At 64.7% G+C, this 19,671-nt stretch carries 15 protein-coding genes, 1 tRNA gene and 1 other RNA gene; 4 read left to right on the top strand and 13 right to left on the bottom strand.

The window, feature by feature from the left end:
• Positions 1-33: 33 nt before the first annotated feature.
• From JWN03_RS13570 to JWN03_RS13520, 11 genes are all read right to left on the bottom strand, one after another.
• Entirely contained in the window at positions 34-2,286 is a 2,253-nt protein-coding gene (locus tag JWN03_RS13570) for an MMPL family transporter (protein ID WP_366914395.1), read from the bottom strand.
• A 16-nt stretch (positions 2,287-2,302) separates the two neighbouring features.
• Positions 2,303-3,892, bottom strand: coding sequence for an ArnT family glycosyltransferase (locus JWN03_RS13565; protein WP_297614306.1), 1,590 nt, complete (start codon positions 3,890-3,892; stop codon positions 2,303-2,305).
• A gap of 756 nt (positions 3,893-4,648) precedes the next feature.
• Positions 4,649-5,021, bottom strand: a transfer-messenger RNA (tmRNA) gene (ssrA, locus tag JWN03_RS13560).
• Positions 5,022-5,155: 134 nt separating this feature from the next.
• A complete protein-coding gene (smpB, locus tag JWN03_RS13555; protein WP_297614304.1) occupies positions 5,156-5,632 on the bottom strand; it encodes an SsrA-binding protein SmpB in 477 nt (158 codons plus the stop codon).
• Positions 5,633-6,015: 383 nt separating this feature from the next.
• Positions 6,016-6,088: transfer RNA gene (locus tag JWN03_RS13550), tRNA-Glu, on the bottom strand.
• A gap of 244 nt (positions 6,089-6,332) precedes the next feature.
• Positions 6,333-8,462 (bottom strand): DNA helicase RecQ, encoded by a 2,130-nt coding sequence (gene recQ, locus JWN03_RS13545; RefSeq protein WP_441342984.1) that lies wholly within the window; start codon positions 8,460-8,462, stop codon positions 6,333-6,335.
• Positions 8,463-8,592: 130 nt separating this feature from the next.
• Positions 8,593-9,498, bottom strand: coding sequence for a permease-like cell division protein FtsX (gene ftsX, locus JWN03_RS13540; RefSeq protein ID WP_297614302.1), 906 nt, complete (start codon positions 9,496-9,498; stop codon positions 8,593-8,595).
• Positions 9,498-10,187, bottom strand: a complete 690-nt coding sequence (gene ftsE, locus JWN03_RS13535; protein WP_297614300.1) for a cell division ATP-binding protein FtsE — start codon at positions 10,185-10,187, stop codon at positions 9,498-9,500. Before ftsE ends, ftsX begins: the two co-directional genes overlap by 1 nt.
• A 214-nt stretch (positions 10,188-10,401) precedes the next feature.
• On the bottom strand, positions 10,402-11,259 hold the full coding sequence (locus tag JWN03_RS13530; protein WP_297614298.1) for a mechanosensitive ion channel family protein: 858 nt from the start codon (positions 11,257-11,259) through the stop codon (positions 10,402-10,404).
• Positions 11,260-11,261: 2 nt separating this feature from the next.
• The gene (gene prfB, locus JWN03_RS13525; RefSeq protein WP_297614296.1) at positions 11,262-12,386 is read right to left on the bottom strand and encodes a peptide chain release factor 2; all 1,125 of its coding nucleotides are present in this window, start codon (positions 12,384-12,386) and stop codon (positions 11,262-11,264) included.
• Between the two features lie 329 nt (positions 12,387-12,715).
• Complete coding sequence (locus JWN03_RS13520; protein WP_297614294.1) at positions 12,716-13,573, bottom strand: helix-turn-helix domain-containing protein; 858 nt, start codon at positions 13,571-13,573, stop codon at positions 12,716-12,718.
• A gap of 142 nt (positions 13,574-13,715) precedes the next feature.
• Between JWN03_RS13520 and JWN03_RS13515 the strand changes: the two genes are divergently transcribed.
• Together JWN03_RS13515 and hisN are read left to right on the top strand one after the other, a co-directional pair.
• Positions 13,716-14,312: an NADPH-dependent FMN reductase gene (locus tag JWN03_RS13515; protein WP_297614292.1), complete on the top strand. Its 597-nt coding sequence runs from the start codon at positions 13,716-13,718 to the stop codon at positions 14,310-14,312.
• Positions 14,313-14,394: 82 nt separating this feature from the next.
• A complete protein-coding gene (gene hisN, locus JWN03_RS13510; RefSeq protein ID WP_297614290.1) occupies positions 14,395-15,180 on the top strand; it encodes a histidinol-phosphatase in 786 nt (261 codons plus the stop codon).
• Positions 15,181-15,519: 339 nt separating this feature from the next.
• Here the strand turns inward: hisN and JWN03_RS13505 are convergent, their stop codons facing one another.
• Together JWN03_RS13505 and JWN03_RS13500 are read right to left on the bottom strand one after the other, a co-directional pair.
• A complete protein-coding gene (locus JWN03_RS13505) occupies positions 15,520-16,980 on the bottom strand; it encodes a glycosyltransferase family 39 protein (protein WP_297614288.1) in 1,461 nt (486 codons plus the stop codon).
• Positions 16,981-17,050: 70 nt separating this feature from the next.
• Positions 17,051-17,302, bottom strand: a complete 252-nt coding sequence (locus tag JWN03_RS13500; RefSeq protein ID WP_297614287.1) for a hypothetical protein — start codon at positions 17,300-17,302, stop codon at positions 17,051-17,053.
• A 233-nt stretch (positions 17,303-17,535) separates the two neighbouring features.
• On the opposite strand from JWN03_RS13500, the gene JWN03_RS13495 reads away from it, so the two are divergent.
• Both JWN03_RS13495 and JWN03_RS13490 read left to right on the top strand, forming a co-directional pair.
• On the top strand, positions 17,536-18,930 hold the full coding sequence (locus JWN03_RS13495) for an acyl-CoA dehydrogenase family protein (RefSeq protein WP_441342983.1): 1,395 nt from the start codon (positions 17,536-17,538) through the stop codon (positions 18,928-18,930).
• Between the two features lie 28 nt (positions 18,931-18,958).
• On the top strand, positions 18,959-19,671 hold a 713-nt coding region (locus JWN03_RS13490; RefSeq protein ID WP_297614283.1), incomplete at its 3' end, for an acyl-CoA dehydrogenase family protein.

The following is a 19,671-nucleotide window of genomic DNA, read 5'->3' as shown; positions in this document are numbered from 1 at the left end:
CAACATCACAGGATCCGGTTCATCCCTCGCGCATCATGATTCGGTGAACACCGGGATTTGCATGGTCACCGGGTCGGTGATCGGGGTGGTCCGGACGAGGTCGATGATCTCGGTGCTGCCGGGCCGTTCATCGTCGAGGATGAATTCACCCAAGCCGACCTTCTGCTGGATCTTCTTCATCCAGGCCGGCGCCCACCAGCAGTCGTCACCGAGCAATTTCATCGTCGCCGGCACCAGGAGCATGCGCAGCACGGTGGCGTCGATGAGCAGCGCGGCGATCATGCCGTACGCGATGTACTGCATCAACACCAGATCCGAGAAGGCGAACGCGCCGGTGACGACGAGCAGGATCAGCGCGGCCGCGGTGATGATGCGACCGGTATGCGCGGTCCCGATGCGCACTGCCTCGGTGGTGGAGGCCCCCTTCGCGCGCGCTTCGACCATCCGCGAGAGCAGGAAAACCTCGTAGTCGGTGGACAGGCCGTAGATGAGGGCCATGATCAACACCAGCACATTCGCCTGGATCGGCTGCGGAGTGAAGTTCATCAGCCCGGCGCCATGACCGTCTATGAAGATCCAGGTCAGGATGCCCAGGGTCGAGCCGAGCCCGAGTGCGCTCATGATCGCCGCCTTGATCGGCAGGATCAGCGAGCCGAAGGTCAGGAACATCAACAGCGTCGTGACGAGCAGGACCAGGCCGATCATCAGCGGCATCCGGCCCTCCAGTGCGTCGAGACTGTCCTTCTCGACGGCCGGCACCCCGCCGACGAACATGCTCACCCCGTCCGGCGTCGGGATAGACCGCAAGTAATCGATGGCGGTATCGGCCTCGTCGGAGTCGGCCAGTAGCGCGTGGGTCCGGTAGATGTTCGGCTGTGTGGTGGATCGCTGTGGCACATCGAACTTCCCGGACAGTCCCGGCGCGGCGTTCGCCTGGTTCCAGACGGCGCCGACAGCCTTGCTGTCTGCGGACACGAAGACCAGTTCGATCGGGTCGGACCTGCGGCCGGGGAACGACGTGTCGATCTGCTGCTGCGCGAGCCGAGTCTTGTTGTCCGGGGGCAGGTATCGCTCGCTGTATCCGCCGAAGGCCAGATTGTGCACAGGCAAGATCAACAGCAGCAGCGCGATGCACAGGGTGCCACCGACCTTCACGGGACGCTGCATCACCCAGCGCGTGGTCCTGCCCCAGAAGCTGTTCTCGATCTCCTCGACGGTCTTGGTTTTGCGCAACCTCTTGATGCCCAGCATGTCCACCCGCGGGCCGAGGACGGCCAGCATCGCGGGCAAGACCGTGATCGCGGTGAGCGCCGCCAGCGATACGGCCGAAATAGCACCGTAGGCAATCGATTTGAGAAAACCCTGCGGGAAGAGCAGCATGCCACCGGCACTCGCGATGATCATCGTCGCGGAAAACACCACCGTGCGCCCGGCGGTCATCACCGCGCGCCGTACCGCCGCTGGTGTGTCGTACCCCTCGGCGAGCTCCTCCCGGAAGCGACTCACGATGAACAGGCCGTAGTCAATGGCCAAACCCAGGCCGATCATCGAAACGACCGGCGCGACAAACGAATTGACCTCGGTGTAGTTCGTCACGAGGCGGACGATCCCGTTCGCGCCGATCATCGTCAGACCGCCCACGATCAAGGGCAGCGCAGCAGCGACCACGCCACCGAAGACGAAGAACAGCAGTAGCGCGACCAGGGGGAAGGCGAGGAGTTCCATTCGCCGGATGTCGTCGGTCATGGTGTCGTTGAGCGTGCCCGCCACCGGCTTCAAGCCACCGACCTGCACGACCACACCGGGGATGTCGAAGGCGTCCTTGACGATCCGATAGTTGTAGAGCATCGCGTTGTCGTTGTCACCGCGGATCGCGATAGTCGCCACCGCGTACTTTTTATCGGGTGTGGCGGCCTGCGACCCGCTCAGCTTCCCGGTTTCTGTGGGCCAGTAGGCAGCGTTGATTCCGGTGATCTGCCCGGGATACTCGCGCGGCAGACTGTTGAGGCTATCGACGACCTTGCGACTGAACTCGGGATCGTCGACGGTCTTTCCCGGTGGCGCGGTGTAGATCACGACCACGTCGACATCGTGATTCGGCGGAAACGCCCCACCGCCCAATTGCGCGGCGTGTGTGGATTCCGACCCGGGATCGTCGAGACCGCCGGAGCTGAGATGGTCCCCAAGCCCGGAGCCGTACGCACCCAGCGCTAGCAATCCGGCAATGAATGTACCGAGCACAGCGAACCGTAGTCGGTACACGAGATTGCCCCAGCGCGTGAACAATATGCGACCCCTTCGTTCAGTGGATGGGCCGAGTGGTGAACCGAGCGTCGCGCCAGAGACCCAGATCGAAGTACAGCGTGGTCATCGAATCCCACATAACCGACCAGGGCTGCTTCGGCCCTTGACATTTCCAGACGGCGACCATGCGATCGATGCCGGGGATACCCATGGGATCGTCGACCTTCACCACACGCTCCACTCGGTCGAAGCGGGCGCGCAGGTCGGGCTCGGCGGTGTCCAGCCCGACGTAGATCACCGAGGTCGCCGAATCCGGTGGCGGGCCGAAGAATCCGAACCCGCGGCTCGGACTGTAGGTGGGCGGTAGCTTGTACTGTCCACCGAACTCCTCGACAGCGCCTGCCTGCCAATAACCTTGGGCAACGACGGCAGAGTGCGCCTTCTCCTCAGGCGTCAGAGTCTCGTAACCGGCGTCGACGGCCGAAACCATGCGCGACCAATTGGTGGTTCCCCAGAACGCCGATCGGATGCCGAGATCGATGGCGTTCTCGGTCTGGCCGCGCCAGCTGGGCGGCAGGGGCAGGACGGTGAGCGTGGCGATGAACGTCACCACCGTGAGCACGACGATCGGAATCATCGCCAGGTTCATCCACCGTTTCCGGGGGTACTGCCACAGGCCGACGGCCCCCAGGGCGAACAGGGCGGGGAAGAAGCCCGTCGGGTAGTAGGGCCGGCCGTGCGTGATGACGACGAACAGGGTCATGAGCAGCAGGGCGACCGCGACGAAGCGATACGGGCGCAGCGACTCCTGCTTGATCACCGCCCAGAACCCGACCGCCATCAGCACGGTGCCCAGGAAGCCTGCCAATCCGAGCCACTGCGGGAAGAATCCCGGCGGACCGTAACCCGTGGCGTCCTGCTCCGCACCGATAATCGAGCCCATGGCCAGCTGCGGCCAGTTGTGCTGCGACTGCCAGTACAGAATCGGGACCACGGACAAGGCGAGGATGCCGGTGGCCACCCACAGCGCGGGGCGGCGCAGGATTTCCCGGGGACCACACAGGATGACGGCCAGGCCGAGGCAGGCCCAGACCAGTGGGATCATCCATTTCACCTGCATATCCAGGGCCGCAACCAGTCCCGCCACGACAATCAGCCAGTCCTGGCGAGTACGCACCCAGCGGATGAACAACCACGTGATCACGGCCGTGAACGTGGCGTCGAAGGAGAACGTGCTCAACGCAACTTGGGTGACCAGCAGATAGGACGTCGCGTAGGTGCCCGCCGCGAGGAGTTGCACGCGGCGGCTGCCCCGAAGTTCGTAGGCGATCAGCGCCGCCACCACGATCGCACCCACGCCCATCACGACGGCCGGGAACCGCAGTGCCGTTACCGATCCCGGTGCGAGCAGGTCCGCGATGTGGGCGAAAAACGCCACCACCACGCCCTGGTCCGCGTAGGTGTAGTCGAGTCGTCGTCCGGCGGAAAGGAAATAGAGTTCGTCGCCGAAGAAGTCGTAGCGTCCCGCCGTCACCGTCAGCACTATCGCGGAAATGAAAGCCATCATTCCGACGCCACGGAAAGCAAACCGCGGATGAATATCCGGAATATCTTCTCGTTCGATGCGAACCGCAACGACCGCTGTCATGAACTGCCCCCAGAAAACTTTCCGACAGACGCGACCAGCGGCACCTCACGGTGTCGCTGCATCTGTTCGCTGATGAACTGATTCCTCCCCGGCAGCGAACTTGATGCGCGCGGACGCTCGCGGTCGTGCTCGGATCATGCAATTTTGTGAAATGCTAGTTTGTATCACTGGAACCCGCAAATGCGCTGCGAGGCAGCAGTGATAGCAGATTGCTGTAAATCGACGTTATCGGTCAGTAATTGGTCGCTACGGCATAATGTGATCCGGGTTACTAATTGCGGAAATGCGAGTTACTCGCCGGTATCTATTCACTTGCCGTTCGTGCCCCGAAAACTATTGGCATGACATATGTTCGAATATGAGATATTTCACTCTGAGGCACACGAACACGACAGTGAGCGGGAAACCGGCCCCGTTACCGGGGCCGGCGCACAGCCCCGCCCGTCAGCCTCGGTTGCTCAGGTACGCGGACCCTGCACTCATCGCTGCGACAGCTTTTCCGAAGAGCGTGAAGAGGACTCCGAGGATTTCCATATTGACCTGTGTTCCTAACTGCCGATGTACCGGCGGACTATTTCCGCCGACAAATCGATATCACACGCCCGACTGAACCGCACCTCGATAGGGTCAGCGGCTCAGGCACAAGTCGGCCATGATGGCCGGAACGGAGTCGGCAGTTGACAAGGTCCGGAAACGAGAAAGGTGGTCCTACCCTCCCCGGCATCCCGAAGGACACCGGTTCGAGTAAGACCACCGTGGTGGAGCTGCCGGGAATCGAACCCGGGTCCTCCGCCGCATTTCCAGGGCTTCTCCGTGTGCAGTTCGCTACGCCTCTACTCGGATCTCTCGGTCTCGCGAACAAGCTGAGATGACGATCCCAGTCGCTGTTTGATGTCCCATCCGACTCCGCGACCGAGCCGAACAGTAAAGCCCTCTAGCTGATGCCAGTGACCGGGTCGAGGGCGAACCCGGGCTGACAGACACGCTCGGCTACTTAGGCAGCAAGAGCGTAGTCGCGCTGATTAGAATCGGCGCTTATAGGGTTGCAGCGACGCTTATACAGTGGTCTCCTGCCTGCACTGACACGCTTCCCCTGAATCAACGCACGCAGTCGAAACCGTTCAGCCCCGTCTGTGTTCACCGATTCGAGTGAACTCCCGGCTCACACCGGGCTTCTCATACTAACACCGCTGAAACAGCGGATCATCCCATTATCCGCGCGTCACGCGGCGGGTCTCCCGATGGCCTTCGATCGGCTGCGACTCAGCCCCGCATGCCCTTGATCCGCCGCCCGACCTCGCGGACGACCTCGCGCTCGGCATCACGCTTGGCCAGATCCTGGCGCTTGTCGTAGTCCTGCTTACCCTTGGCGAGCGCCAGCTCCACCTTGACCTTGCCGTCGGCGAAGTACATCGACAGCGGAACCAGCGTCAGACTGGACTCCTTGATCTTGCCGGTCAGCTTGTCGATCTCTTTGCGATGCAGCAGCAGCTTGCGGGTGCGCCGCGGTGAGTGATTGGTCCAAGTCCCGTGCGAGAACTCGGGCACGTGCAGACCGCGCAACCACACCTCACCGTCATCGATGGTGGCGTACGCGTCCACCATCGACGCCTTACCCTCGCGCAGGCTCTTGACCTCGGTACCGACCAGCGCGATCCCCGCCTCGTAGACGTCGAGAATCGAGTAGTTGTGCCGCGCCTTGCGGTTGGTCGCGATGGCCTTGCGCCCCTTCTCCTTCATGCTCCCTCTATCGTCGCGTCGCTCGCCGCGAAACCTGGTTCCGCACCGAAGCTGTTTCCCGGGCTCCCGTGAGGGACCCGGTCGATCCGCCTGTGTCTTTCCGCGCCCCAGAGTAATTGCCGCGGGCCCCCGAATATTCCGGACCACGCGAGTCGCGCCCCCGGCTTGACCACCTGGCCTCAACGTAACCAGCGCATCCCCCTGCGCGCGAACGATTTTCCCCGCAATCGCACTGCACCACACAGCACATGCCTGCCATCACACAGCATGTGTCGGTACCGGCCAGCGCTTCCAAGGGCTGTGCGGTCGCGAAACGCGCTGCGGCGTCATCATGCGCGATACGAAAAGCCCCTCGGCCAGATGGCTGAGGGGCTTTTTCGAGGTAGTCCCGACGGGATTTGAACCCGCGCTACCGCCTTGAGAGGGCGGCGTCCTAGGCCGCTAGACGACGGGACCAGGATGCTCACTGCGATCCAGGACCGCGGCAGCTCCGAAAGCTTATCGTGCCCACGCCCAGCCGCCAAATCCGCTGCCTACGGCCCCGCGACGCCTGAGCTACCCCGGGCGGGATGTCGCTCGAGCTACCCCAGTGGTGACTGCGACGCCCGAACCTTGCCGCGACCGCGACTACCGAGCCCGCCGCGACCACGCAGCGGGCACAGTCTGGGTGACGACCGGGGCGCGACCATAGCGACCGGGTCTATCCGAAATCGGGCGGCAGATCGTCCGGGTAGGGCTCGTCGTCGGGCCAGGGGACATCGTCGAACGCCGGCGCCGCGCTGGGAACCGCACGGGTCGCCTGAGCGGGCTGTGCTGCCGGGGCTTTGGCGGTGCGCGGCGCCTTCGCGGATGAACTCTGCGCAGCGGCAGGGGTCCGGACGGGCGGCGCGGCGGTGGTCGACTTACGTTCTGGGACTTCGGCACCCGCCGGGGCAGACGTTTTGGCGCCGGACTGCGACGACCCTCCCGCGATGACTTCGAGGACGCCTTCGCCGTATTTGGCGCGCTTGTTCTCGCCGATGCCGGAGATGGTGCCGAGGTCGGCGAGCGACGCCGGTTTGCGGGCGGCGATATCGCGGAGGGTGGCGTCGTGGAAGACGACGTAGGCGGGCACGCCGGTTTCCTTCGCGGTGGCGGCGCGCCAGGCGCGCAGACGCTCGAAGAGGTCGGCATCGCCGGGGGCGAGGTCGGCGGCCGGACGGGAGCCCTTGGCGGCCTTGGGTGTTCGAGCCGCCTTGGTGCGTTCGGGTTCGCGGCGGAGCTTGACCTGACGGCCGTCGAACAGCACCTCGTTGGAGGATTCGGTGAGGGTGAGGACGCCGTAGTCTCCGTGCACGGCGAGAAAGCCCTTTGCCAGCAGCTGGCGGACCACACCACGCCATTCGATATCGCGGAGTTCGGTGCCGATGCCGAAGACCTTGAGCTCGTGGTGGGCGTGCTGCTCGACCTTGGGATTGCGCTTGCCGATGAGGATATCGACGATATGGCCCGCGCCGAAGCTCTGCCCGCGTTCACGTTTCAGACGCAGGATGGTCGAGAGCACCTTCTGGGCGGGAACTGTGCCGTCCCACGATTCGGGCACATTGAGGCAGGTGTCGCAATTACCGCAGGCTTTCCCGGGCTGGCCGAAGTAGCCCAGCAGCTGGGTGCGCCGGCATTCCACCGTCTCGCAGAGCGCGAGCATGGCATCGAGATGCAGTTGCAGCTGACGGCGGTGCGCGGCATCACCCTCGGAGGAGTCGATCATCTTGCGTTGCTGCACGACGTCACTCAGGCCGTAGACCATCCACGCGGTCGACGACTGGCCGTCACGCCCGGCACGGCCGGTCTCCTGGTAGTACCCCTCCACCGATTTCGGCAGATCCAGGTGCGCCACGAAACGCACATCCGGCTTGTCGATACCCATGCCGAAAGCGATGGTCGCGACCACCACGAGACCGTCTTCACGCAGGAACCGCGACTGGTTCGTCGCGCGAATCCGATGATCCAGACCCGCGTGATACGGCACGGCCTGCACACCGTTGGCGCTCAGGAATGCGGCCGTCTTCTCCACCGAATTGCGCGACAGGCAGTAGACGATGCCCGCATCACCGGCATGCTCACTCTGGATGAACGCCAGCAGTTGCTGCTCCGGCCGGTTCTTGCCCTCGATGCGGTACTGGATATTCGGCCGATCGAAGCTGGCCACAAAGTGCTTGGCGCCCGTCAGATCCAGCCGCTCGGCGATCTCCTTGCGGGTGGCCCCCGTCGCGGTGGCGGTGAGCGCGATGCGCGGCACGTCCGGCCAGCGTTCGTGCAGCATCGACAGCGCGAGATAGTCCGGCCGGAAGTCGTGGCCCCACTGCGAAACACAGTGCGCCTCGTCGATCGCGAACAAGGAGATCTTGCCGCGATCGAGCAGCTGCGCCGTGGACTCGAGCCGCAACCGCTCGGGTGCGAGGTAGAGCAGATCCAACTCCCCCGCCACGAATTGCGCCTCGACGGCTCGGCGCTCATCGGGGAACTGTGTGGAGTTGAGGAAGCCGGCCCGCACCCCGACGGCATTCAAAGCATCGACCTGGTCCTGCATGAGCGCGATGAGCGGCGATACCACCACGCCCACACCCGGCCGCACCAGCGCCGGAATCTGGTAGCACAGCGATTTACCGCCACCGGTGGGCATGAGCACCAGGGCGTCCCCGCCGGAGATCACCTGTTCGACGATCTCCCGCTGCGGCCCGCGAAAGCTGTCGTAACCGAAGGTCTTTCGCAGAATCCGGTGCGCCGCATCACTTCCGGCGTCCACTGCAGACTCATTCCCTACGACGGCCTCGACCTCCGGTGCGCTCACGCGGGCAATCCTACGGACCCCGCCCGACACCCGTTTCCCCTTCTGCACACCTCACGCAACTTCGCACCCCCACCCGATCCCGCGCACAGGCAAACACCTGGTCACGAAAGACGGGCAGGGGTGAGGTGTTTCACTCTCGGACGTAATACCGCAGCGCGGCGTACGCGGTGAGCGCCGCGAAGCCGATGCCGATCGGAGTGACGATCAACGCCACTGTCGCAATGTCGTCACCGCTGATGCGCGGCAACACCTGGTCATTGAACAGACTGCCCAGCGCCCGATTGATCACCAGCGGTTGCGCCACGAACAGCCCGCCGATGGCCAGCACCGAACCGACCAGCGCAGCCAGCACCGCTTCCAGCAGGAAGGGCAGCTGCGTGTACCACCGCGTCGCACCGACCAGCCGCATAATTCCGACCTCGGTCTTGCGGGCCAGCGCGGCGACCTGAACCATATTGGCGATCAACAGCAGTGCCGCCAGCGCCTGCAGCGCCGCGAGACCGAAGGCCGCATTGCGCAGTCCGACAAAGAAACTCACCAGCCGGTCCACGATGTCCATGTCATTGAGCACCGTCATGACACCCGGCCGCTTGGCGAAATCGTCGTAGATGGACCGGTACTGCGTCACATCGGTCAGCTTCACCCGGAACGAAGCCGGCAGTCCGTCCTTGCTGACCTCGTCGGCGAGCCCGGGCTGATCCTTGAAGGTGGTCTCCTTGACCTCCTTCACCGCATCCTGGCTGTTGACGAACTGCACGCTCGCCACATCCGCGTGGTCCTTGAGATCGGCCATGAGCGATTTGCACGGATCCTGCGTGCAATCGAGATCCGTCTTCGAGACCTGATCATCGAGATACAGCCGGATCTCGACCCGCTGGACGTAGTAGTCCTCGATCTTGTTCGACATGCGGACCGCCAGCAGTCCGCCGCCCAGCATGGTCAGCGAGACCGCGGTGGTCAGGATCATGGCGATGGTCATGGTGATATTGCGGCGCAGGCCGGTGAAGACCTCACCGAAAAGGAATCCGAGACGCATTACCGGCCCACCCCGTAGACGCCCATCTCGTCGTCGCGCACCACACGGCCGCGATCCAGTTCCACCACGCGCCGCCGCATGGCGTCGACGATGGTGTTGTCGTGCGTGGCCATGACCACCGTGGTACCGGTCCGGTTGATGCGTTCCAGCAGCGTCATGATGTCCGCGCTGGTTTCCGGATCGAGATTGCCGGTGGGCTCGTCGGCGAGCAGTACCAGCGGCCGGTTCACGAACGCACGGGCCAGGGCCACCCGCTGCTGTTCACCACCGGAGAGTTCACTGGGCAGCCGGTCGGATTTGCCGGAGAGCCCGACCATATCGAGCGCCTCGGGCACCGCGCGATGAATGAAGGAGCGCGATTTGCCGATCACCTCCAGCGCGAAGGCGACGTTCTGGTAGACGGACTTCTGCTGCAGCAGCCGGAAATCCTGGAAGACACAACCCATCCGCTGCCGTAGCTTCGGAACTTTGCGCGCGGATAGCCTGTCCACCCGGAAATCCGCCACCCAGACCTCGCCCGTGGTGGGCTTCTCGTCCTTGAGCAGCAGGCGCATGAAAGTCGACTTACCGGAACCAGATGGTCCGATCACAAAGACGAACTCGCCCTTCCCGATGTCGACGGAAACGTTGTCGAGGGCGGGTCGCGTCGAAGTCTTATAGGACTTGGTGACGTTCCGGAGCACTATCACGGGTTGCCAGTGTAGCGAGACATGACCGTTACCCGGCCACGCCGCGCAGATCGGCCGTCAGCGGCGTGGGGATGGCTCAGTTGGGCCAGACAAAGGGTTGCTGAGCACCGAGTTCACAAAGGTCGGATGGTCCTGTGCGGTTTGCGTTTCCGGCTTCACGAACATGTACAACACGAACGTGGCGAGCCAGACCGTCATCAGGATCGCCGTGGACTTACGTGTTTTCACTCAAACCCTCCCGACGTAGCGCCGCGGCGACTCGCACCCGCAGCTCACGCCCGACTTCGAACTGTTTGCCCGGCAATGTCCGGGCCACCATCTTGATATTCATCTGGTTGACGGTGAGATCTTCGACACCCATCACGCTGGGCTCGTCCAGCAGTAGCGCTTTCAGCTTGCGATCAGCGAACGCTTTCGCGCCCACCTCGCGCAGGATCTCATTGACCTTGTTGATGTCGGCGGTTGCGGGTACGGGCACGTCGATGGCGGCACGTGCCCAATCCTTCGACAGGTTGGTCACTTTCACGATCTGGCCGTTCGGCACCGTGATGACTTCACCGTCGACGCTGCGCAATGTGGTGACGCGCAACGTGACGTCCTCGACGGTACCCTCGGCGTCGCCGCTCGATCCATTGACTGCGATCCTCACCACATCACCGAAGCCGTACTGCCTTTCGGTGATCAGGAAGAATCCGGCGAGCAGATCCTGCACGATGCGCTGCGCGCCGAAGCCGATCGCCGCACCGAGCACCGCGGCCGGCGCCACCAATCCGCCGAGCTGGAAACCCAAGCGCCGCAATACTTCCAAAGCCACGAGGAAGTAGACGAGAGACAGCACGACCCAGGTGATGACCTGCGCCAGCGCATGTCGATGCTTGGCCGCCTCCGACCGCACCAGCGAATCGCTGCTGCGGAAGGAGGTGTCGATCCTGCGGGTGATCCGGTCGCGCACGAAAGTCGCTGCGCGAGAAAACAACATCGCGCCGACGATCAGCAGCACGATCTCGAGACCGCTGGACCGGAACCAGTTTCCGAAATCGGCTCCGGTGCCTGCGGCGAGAATCGAACTCATATTTACCCCTGGGTAGTCGACTGCTCCCGCATACGCCAGCGGATGCCGGATTCGATGAAGGCGTCGATGTCACCGTCGAGCACAGCGGAGGGATTGTTGACCTCGTAGTTGGTCCGCAGATCCTTGACCATCTGGTACGGGTGCAGGACGTACGAACGCATCTGGTTGCCCCAGGACGCGCCCTCATTGGTCTTGAGCGCGTCCATGGTGGCGCGCTCCTCCTGCCGCTTGCGCTCGAGCAGCTTGGCCTGCAGCACGCGCATGGCCGAAATCTTGTTCTGCAGCTGCGATTTCTCGTTCTGGCAGGTGACGACGATGCCGGTCGGAATGTGCGTCAGGCGCACCGCCGAGTCGGTGGTGTTGACAGACTGACCACCGGGACCCGAGGAGCGATACACGTCGACGCGGATCTCACCGTCCGGAATCTCGATGTGGTCGGTGGTCTCGACCACGGGCAGCACCTCGACCTCGGCGAAGGAGGTCTGGCGGCGGCCCTGGTTGTCGAACGGGCTGATGCGCACCAGCCGGTGCGTGCCCATCTCCACCGACAGCGTGCCGTATGCGTAAGGCGACTTGACGGCGAAGGTGGCGGACTTGATGCCCGCCTCTTCCGCATAGGAGGTGTCGTAGATTTCGACCTGGTACTTGTGCCGCTCGGCCCAGCGCACGTACATGCGCATCAGCATCTGGGCCCAGTCGGCGGCGTCGACGCCACCCGCACCCGAGCGAATATTGACGAGCGCTTCACGCTTGTCGTATTGCCCCGACAGCAGGGTCCGAACCTCGAGGGCCTCCACATCGCCGTGCAGGGCGGATCGTTCGGCGTCGGCGTCGGCGAGGGCGGACGCGCGAGCGTCACCCTCCTCGTCCTCGGCCAGCTCGTACAGCACAGGCAGGTCTTCGAGCCGCTGCCGCAGCTCCTGGACCCGCCGCAATTCGCTCTGGGCGTGCGAGAGTTCGCTGGTAACGGCCTGCGCATGGTCCTGGTCGTTCCACAGGTCCGGGTCCGCCGCCTGGTGTTCCAGCTCGTCGATCCGCCGAATCAGCTCGTCGATATCGAGCACCGACTCCACAGTCTTCAGAGTCGAGTCGAGTTCGGCCAGGTCAGCGGATACGTCAGGATGCACGGTTGCCAAGGCTACCGCCCCCTTCCAGGTCGGCGAAACAAAGGGAGATCGGCCGCGTGCGCCGCGGTCGGCGGGCGGGCATTGCCGCCGGAGAAGTGCGTGGGGCGGCACGGTGCCCTCGGTTCTGCCGAAAGAACACCGCGCGCCGATCAAGGCGGGGCAGAGCGCACCGGCCACGGCCGGTGCGCGCCCTGGCCACTCCGCAATCGCGGCAACGCGTTGCGATGTCGGCCACAACTTGCTGCGCCCACGGGGAGGCGTGGCCCGAAAATCGCTGGTAGAGCACCGAACTCAGGCGGATACCGCGACGAGTCCCCGCCGCGGGCCAGTCAACCGGCGACTGCGCGCAGGCTGCCCGGCTTGCGGCCGATGAGGCGATCGAGGGCCTCGGCGGTGGCATCGTCGGCGGGGAGCTGAACGATCAGCCGCTGATCATCGTCGGCGGAGAGTTCGAGGGATTCGAAGGCCAGCCGGAGCAGGCCCACCTCGGGGTGGATCAGGCGGTCCACCCGACTGGCCTCGGGCAGGCCGGAGATGCGGCTGAGCCGGCCGCTGAATTCCGGGCCCGCGGTGAGCGTCAGCTCATCGACCAGAGCGGAGACGACGGGGTCCGAGCGGAACGGGCCGACTTTGAGGTTGGCGACCACCTTGTCGGCGGTGTGCTCCCAGTCCGGGTGGGCCTCCCGGGCGCGGGGGTCGGTGAAGATGTACCGGGCGAAATTGGCCGGTTCACCCTCGTCGAAGAGTCCGGTCGGGCCCATGAGCCGGCGGTAACCCGCCGTGCACGCCACGATCTCGCTGGCCCGGTTGACCACGGCTGCGGGGGCGGGCTCGAGCTGGTCGAGGATGGCCAGCACCGCGGGGCGCACCACGCGGGTGGGCTGCATGGTGCCGTTGCAGGTGAATCCGGGCGACTGCGCCTTGGCCAGCCGATGCAGGTACACGCGTTCGGTCGAGGTCATTCCGAGCGCGTCCGAGAGCGCCGCGAGCACCGCCGAGGAGGGATGGCGATCGCGTCCCTGCTCCAGCCTGGTGATGTATTCGACGCTCACCCCGGCGAGCGTCGCGAGCTCGGATCTGCGCAGGCCGGGCGTGCGGCGACGCGCACCGGCGGGCAGGCCCACCTGTGCAGGCGGGACCGCCTCGCGCCGAATGCGCAAGAACAGGCCCAACTCGTTATCGCTCACCTCTCGACGGTACCAAGAGAGGCAAGCGGGAAAGTGTCCCTGCCACTACCACTCTCAGCGCGGTCTCCCTACCGGTATCGGTGCGCGGCACAGTTGCGGACAGCGGCCGATCCGGTCGCCGCAACTCGTGAAGGAGACCCTCATGACCAGCACGCCTCTGCGCCTCGCGGTGATCATCGGCAGCGTCCGGGAGGGCCGGTTCGGTCCCGTGGTCGCGAACTGGTTCGCCGGGCAGGCGCGCGAGCACGGCGCTTTCGAGGTCGATGTGATCGATCTGGCGGAGATGGACCTGCCGCTGGCGCTGCCCGCCGTCTCACCGCTGATGGAGCCGAATCCGGTGCGGCCGGACGGCATGGTCGATCTGACCGAACGCCTGGGCGCGGCCGATGCCATTGTCATCGTCACTCCCGATATCAATCGCAGCTATCCGGCAGCGCTGAAGGCCGCGATCGACTGGCATTTCACGCAGTGGGACCGCAAGACCGTCGGCTTCGTCGGCTACAGCGGTAAGAGCGGTGGTCTGATGGCGATCGAGCACCTGCGCACGGTGCTCAATGAACTCAATGCCCACACCGTCCGCGAGTATGTTTCGTTCCCCCGCTACTTCCTGCTGTTCGGCCCGGACGGACAGCTCATCGATCCCGCCGAATTCGAGCGTGCGGCCGCCTCCATGCTCGACCAATTGTTCTGGTGGGCAGGCGCTCTTACCGCGGCCCGCGAACTCCCGGTTTCCGTTTAGCTCGTTCGATACCGGGCCGGGAGGGTGCGGGAAGTTTGCCGCCGACGCGCGGTGGCTGCCGGCAACGGCTAACGTTTCCCGGGTGACCACCTACTCCAGTGATCTCGAACTTGCCTTGCGGCTGGCCGACGCGGCCGACGCCATAACTCGTGAGCGGTTCGGTGCGCTCGATCTGAAGATCGATTCGAAGCCGGATCTGACCCCGGTCTCGGATGCCGATCTGGCCGTGGAGCGCATGATTCGGGACGTGCTGAGCGCGGAGCGCCCGGGCGATCTGGTGCTCGGTGAGGAATTCGGCGGGGATGTCGAATTCCACGGCCGGCAGTGGGTGATCGATCCCATCGACGGCACCAAGAATTTCGTGCGCGGTGTGCCGGTGTGGGCTTCGCTCATCTCCCTGCTGGAGGACGGCGTACCGGTGGTCGGCGTGGTGAGCGCCCCGGCGCTGTCGCGGCGCTGGTGGGCGGCGGCGCAGGCCGGTGCGTGGACAAGTTTCGAGAAGTCGGAGCCGAAGGCCATTTCGGTGTCGGCGATCGCCGAGCTGGGTGCGGCCAGTCTGGCCATGTCGAGCCTGTCCGGCTGGCGGGCCATCGGCCGACGCGCGAAGCTGATCGCGCTGACCGATGAGGTGTGGCGGGTGCGCGGGTACGGCGATTTCTTCGGCTACGCCCTGCTGGCGGAGGGCGCGGTGGATATCGTCACCGAACCCGAGCTCTCGCTGTGGGATATGGCCGCGCTCGACATTCTGATCCGGGAGGCGGGCGGCACCTTCACCTCACTGGACGGCAATCCGGGCCCGCACGGCGGCAGCGCGGTGGCCACCAATTCCCATCTGCAGGACCAGGTCCTGGCCGCGCTCGCGGCCTGATCTACTCCGAACGAACGAACACCCCCGCTCTGCAGTGCGGGGGTGTTCGCGTTTAGTGCCGTTGCGGGTTAGGCAGATCCACCGCCGCCCGTGTTGGTGGGGCCGATAAGCACCCCAACGAGACCACTGAGCAGACTGGTAACTACAGAGACGAGTCCTGACAACATAACCACTCCTCCTTTCGCCTCATCGAAAAACGTAGTGGCACTTGACAGTTGGAGTAATCAAAACGAAATAACCGTACCGGACTCCCGCTTATACAAGATCCACCACGCTGCGAATCACTGTGCAGACAAGCCGTTTTCGCATGTTTATACGGAATTACGTTGGGTAACCGGACTATCCGAGGTGACGGACTGCAGGCCACGCGGCGTCCCAGGAAATTCGGAGCACACGGCACAGATAGATGGGTCTGCCCTGTTCTACATTGTGAATGCCGAGCCCGTTGTCGATGTGCCCCAGCAGTTCCGGCTCCGAGCACAGTCGCCGCAACTGATCCTCGGCGATCCCCACCGTCAGCACCGGACGCCCCTCGGCCGGTGGACCCCACCACCAATAGGCATTGTGGCCACTGTGCGGCGTGGGCAACCGGTACGTGCCGCCGAACCGCTCGATGGCCGCGGCCTCGCCGTAGTTGGCGGTGAGAATCTCGGCGTCGGGCGCGGAACGGGCCCGGGCATCGGCGATCTGGTGCACGAACCCCGGCCAGCCGATGGTCTCCCCCGCATCGAAATTGATGGCGAGAACAGGGGAATCGCGAATCGTGGCGACCGGAAGCACCGGTAGAAACAGCAGGGCCGAGACGGCCGCATTGAGCGTGATCGCGAAACCCACTGCGACACGCCGGATTCGATGGTTCGCAAGCTTCGCTTCCAGCCCGGTCGCCCCGGCCGCGAGCAGCAGTGGATACATCCCGCCCAGGTAATACGCTTTGCCACCGGCAACCAGGTACCCCGTGAACAGCACCAGGTAGGTGAGCACGAATGCCCGGTAGCGAGGCCGCCGCCACAACCAATACAGACCGAATATCCACAGCGGCACCAGGATCGGGCCCATCAAACCGAACTGCAGCAGCACGAAGGCGATCGGCGAATTCGAGGTGCCCGACGATCCGCCCGCTATGGCCCGGCTCATCTCCCACTGCGCCCAGCCATTTCGCGCCTGCCACCACAGATACGGCAGCACGATCAGCCCGGCGATACCGATGGCCACCGGAAAGTATCTGGTGGCGAAGAGCTTTCGCGGCCCGGTCACAGCGAGCGCGCCCGCGAGGACCAGCACCGGGATTGCTGCGAGCGCCTTGTTCTGTAAGCCGATCCCGACCAGCACCCCGACCGCCGGCCACCATCGCGGATCGGATTCTTCGCGAACCAGCCGCAGTACCAGCACCGTAACGGCGGACCACACGGCCAGGTCGAACACGGTTGTCCCGAGCATATGCCCGGCCGCCATGAGCAGCGCCGACGAGGCGACCGCCGCGGCCGACAGTGTCTGCGCGACCCGTCCCCCACCCAGTTCCCGCGCCATCCACCCGGCACATAGCACGACGGCAACGGCTGCGGCGATCGCCGGAATGCGTAGCAGTATCAAGGAATTGGAATCGATCGCCGCCATCCCCCGGGCGATCAGCGGCACCAGCGGTGGTTGATCCGGATATCCCCAGTCCACCCGGCGCCCCGCCGCCAGGAAGTACATCTCGTCGCGGTGGTAGCCGTACCGATTCGAGTATCCAGCCAGGACTGCCGCGAAAATGGTCGCCACCCAGTACATTCCGCCACTCTGCCGAACTTTGGTGAACATCGGGTGTGATCTGCTGCTATCCGGCGCGGGGGCTGCGGTCCCCGACGCCGGACGGTACGTGGTCCGATCTCTAGGCCGAGAGGCCGAAGCCGAGCTGCGTCTTGCCGAGGCCGGAGCCGGTGCCGATATCGGTCTGCGGCTGGGCCGAACCGCTCTGCACCGCGGTCGTGCCGTCGGTGGAACCCGCCTGGTACACGGAAGTGATCGGCGCGACGACGTCCGGCTGCGCGGGCTCGAGTGAGATGCCCGCCGCACTCGCGGCGGGGGCGGCGAGGAAGAGCGCGATGGCTATCGCGCCGGTAGTACCCACCAGCGTTTTCATGTAATAGACCTCCATTTTGGTGCGAGTGTTGCGCCGACACCGTAGCCCACCCGCAACCTGTTTGAACGGAGTTTGTTTCACTATTGGCCATGGCGCATTGGAGACGCCTGGAACCACCGCGCTGACCTGCCGATTAGACAAGCCTCGACGACAGTTCTTACTCTGGAGTAAGATAGGTCTTACTCTGGAGTAAGATTGCTGGGCAGGATCACCCTCCACACTCAAGAAAACTGGTGATTATGAGCACTCGAGACACCGCAAAGACGCGACGTCCGGATACCTCCGCCGTTGGCCTGAACCCGGTCAAGCGCGACTGGATGGGCGCAGCCATGCGGGTCATGACGACCATCACGGGGTCGGAACTCGCGGAGAAGTACAACCTGCGCAAGCCCATCGAGCGTATTACGTACGAGGGCACCAAGACCGGTTTCCGCACCCTCGGTGCCGCGACCCGCGTCTTCGAAAAGGTTGCCGGAGGTGGCGCCCCGAAGCGGCTGCCCGCCAACGAGTCCCGTAAGAAGGACTACTTCGACCTGACGCCGACCGACGAGCAGCAGATGATCGTCGAGACGGTCCGCGAGTTCGCCGCCGAGATCCTGCGCCCGGCCGCCTATGACGCCGACAATGCCGCCAAGGCCCCGCGCGATCTGCTCGAGCGCGCATCGGAGCTCGGCATCACGCTGATCAATGTGCCCGAGGAGCTGGAGGGCGCTGCCTCCGAGCGCGGCGCGGTCACCAATTCCCTTGTGGCCGAGGCGCTCGCGCACGGTGACATGGGTCTGGCGCTGCCGCTGCTGGCTCCGAGCGGTGTGGCCGTCGCCCTTTCCCAGTGGGGTACGGACGCGCAGCAGCAGACCTACCTCGCAGCCTTCGCGGGTGAGAGTGTGCCGCAGGCGTCGGTCGTCATCTCCGAGCCGCAGGCGCTGTTCGATCCGTTCGCACTGAAGACCAAGGCCACCCGCTCGCCCAGCGGTTACCGTCTCAACGGTGTGAAGAGCCTGGTTCCGGCTGCCGGTGATGCCGAACTGTTCATCGTCGCCGCCGAGCTGGACGGCCGCCCGGCCTTCTTCATCGTCGAGTCCGACACCCAGGGTCTGGTCGTCGAGGCCGATCCGAGCATGGGTCTGCGCGCCGCGGGTCTGGGTCGCCTGATCCTCGACAATGTCGCTGTTTCGACCAACGCCCTGCTGGGTGATGCCGAAACCGCGCAGCGCTCCGAGGATTACGCGGATGCCGTCCGCCTGGCCCGTCTGGGCTGGGCCTCGCTGGCGACCGGTACCGGTCAGGCCGTGCTGGACTACGTGATTCCGTATGTGAAGGAGCGGGAGGCGTTCGGCGAGCCGATCGCGCACCGTCAGGCGGTGGCCTTCATGGTCGCCAATATGGCCATCGAGCTCGACGGCCTGCGGCTCGTGACCCTGCGGGGTGCGTCACGCGCTGAGCAGGGTCTTTCGTTCGCTCGCGAGGCCGCTCTGGCCCGCAAGCTGGCCACCGACAAGGGCATGCAGATCGGCCTGGACGGCGTGCAGCTGCTCGGCGGCCACGGCTTCACCAAGGAGCACCCGGTGGAGCGCTGGTACCGCGATCTTCGTGCCGTCGGCATTGCCGAGGGCGTCGTCCTCATCTGACCCGCACTTCTCAACGGAGAGACAACTCATGATCAATCTCGAACTCCCCAAGAAGCTTCGGGCCAGCGCAAACCAGGCCCACCAGGTCGCCGCGGAGATCTTCCGCCCGGTGTCCCGCAAGTACGACCTCGCCGAGCACGAGTATCCGGTCGAGCTGGACACCATGGCCGCCATGATCGAGGGCCTGTCCGCCTCGGGTGGCGACGTGTCCGGCGCCACCGGCGGCCGCAAGGCCGAGGGTGAAGAGGACGTGCACGCCACGGAGCTCCTCGGAAACACCAATGGCGGCAATATGTCCGCGCTGCTGAACGCCCTCGAGACCTGCTGGGGCGACGCCGGCCTGATGTTGTCGATCCCCTACCAGGGTCTCGGCAATGCCGCCATCGCCGCCGTCTCCACCGATGAGCAGCTGCAGCGCTTCGGCAAGGTGTGGGCCGCCATGGCCATTACCGAACCGTCCTTCGGCTCCGACTCGGCCGCGGTAACCACCACCGCCACCCGCGACGGTGACGAGTGGGTGCTCAACGGCACCAAGATCTTCGTCACCGCCGGTTCGCGCGCCACTCACATCGTGGTGTGGGCGACGGTCGACAAGTCCGCGGGCCGCGCGGCCATCAAGTCGTTCGTGGTGCCGCGGGATGCCAAGGGCCTCACCGTGTCCCGCCTCGAGCACAAGCTCGGCATCAAGGCGTCCGACACCGCCGAGATCCGCTTCGAAGACTGCCGCATCCCTGCCGACAA

The sequence above is a fragment of the Nocardia sp. genome, from assembly GCF_025465275.1.
Classification (GTDB): Bacteria; Actinomycetota; Actinomycetes; order Mycobacteriales; family Mycobacteriaceae; genus Nocardia.
Note: the sequence above shows the minus strand (reverse complement) of the source record. Positions and strands in the feature narration are given on the sequence as shown.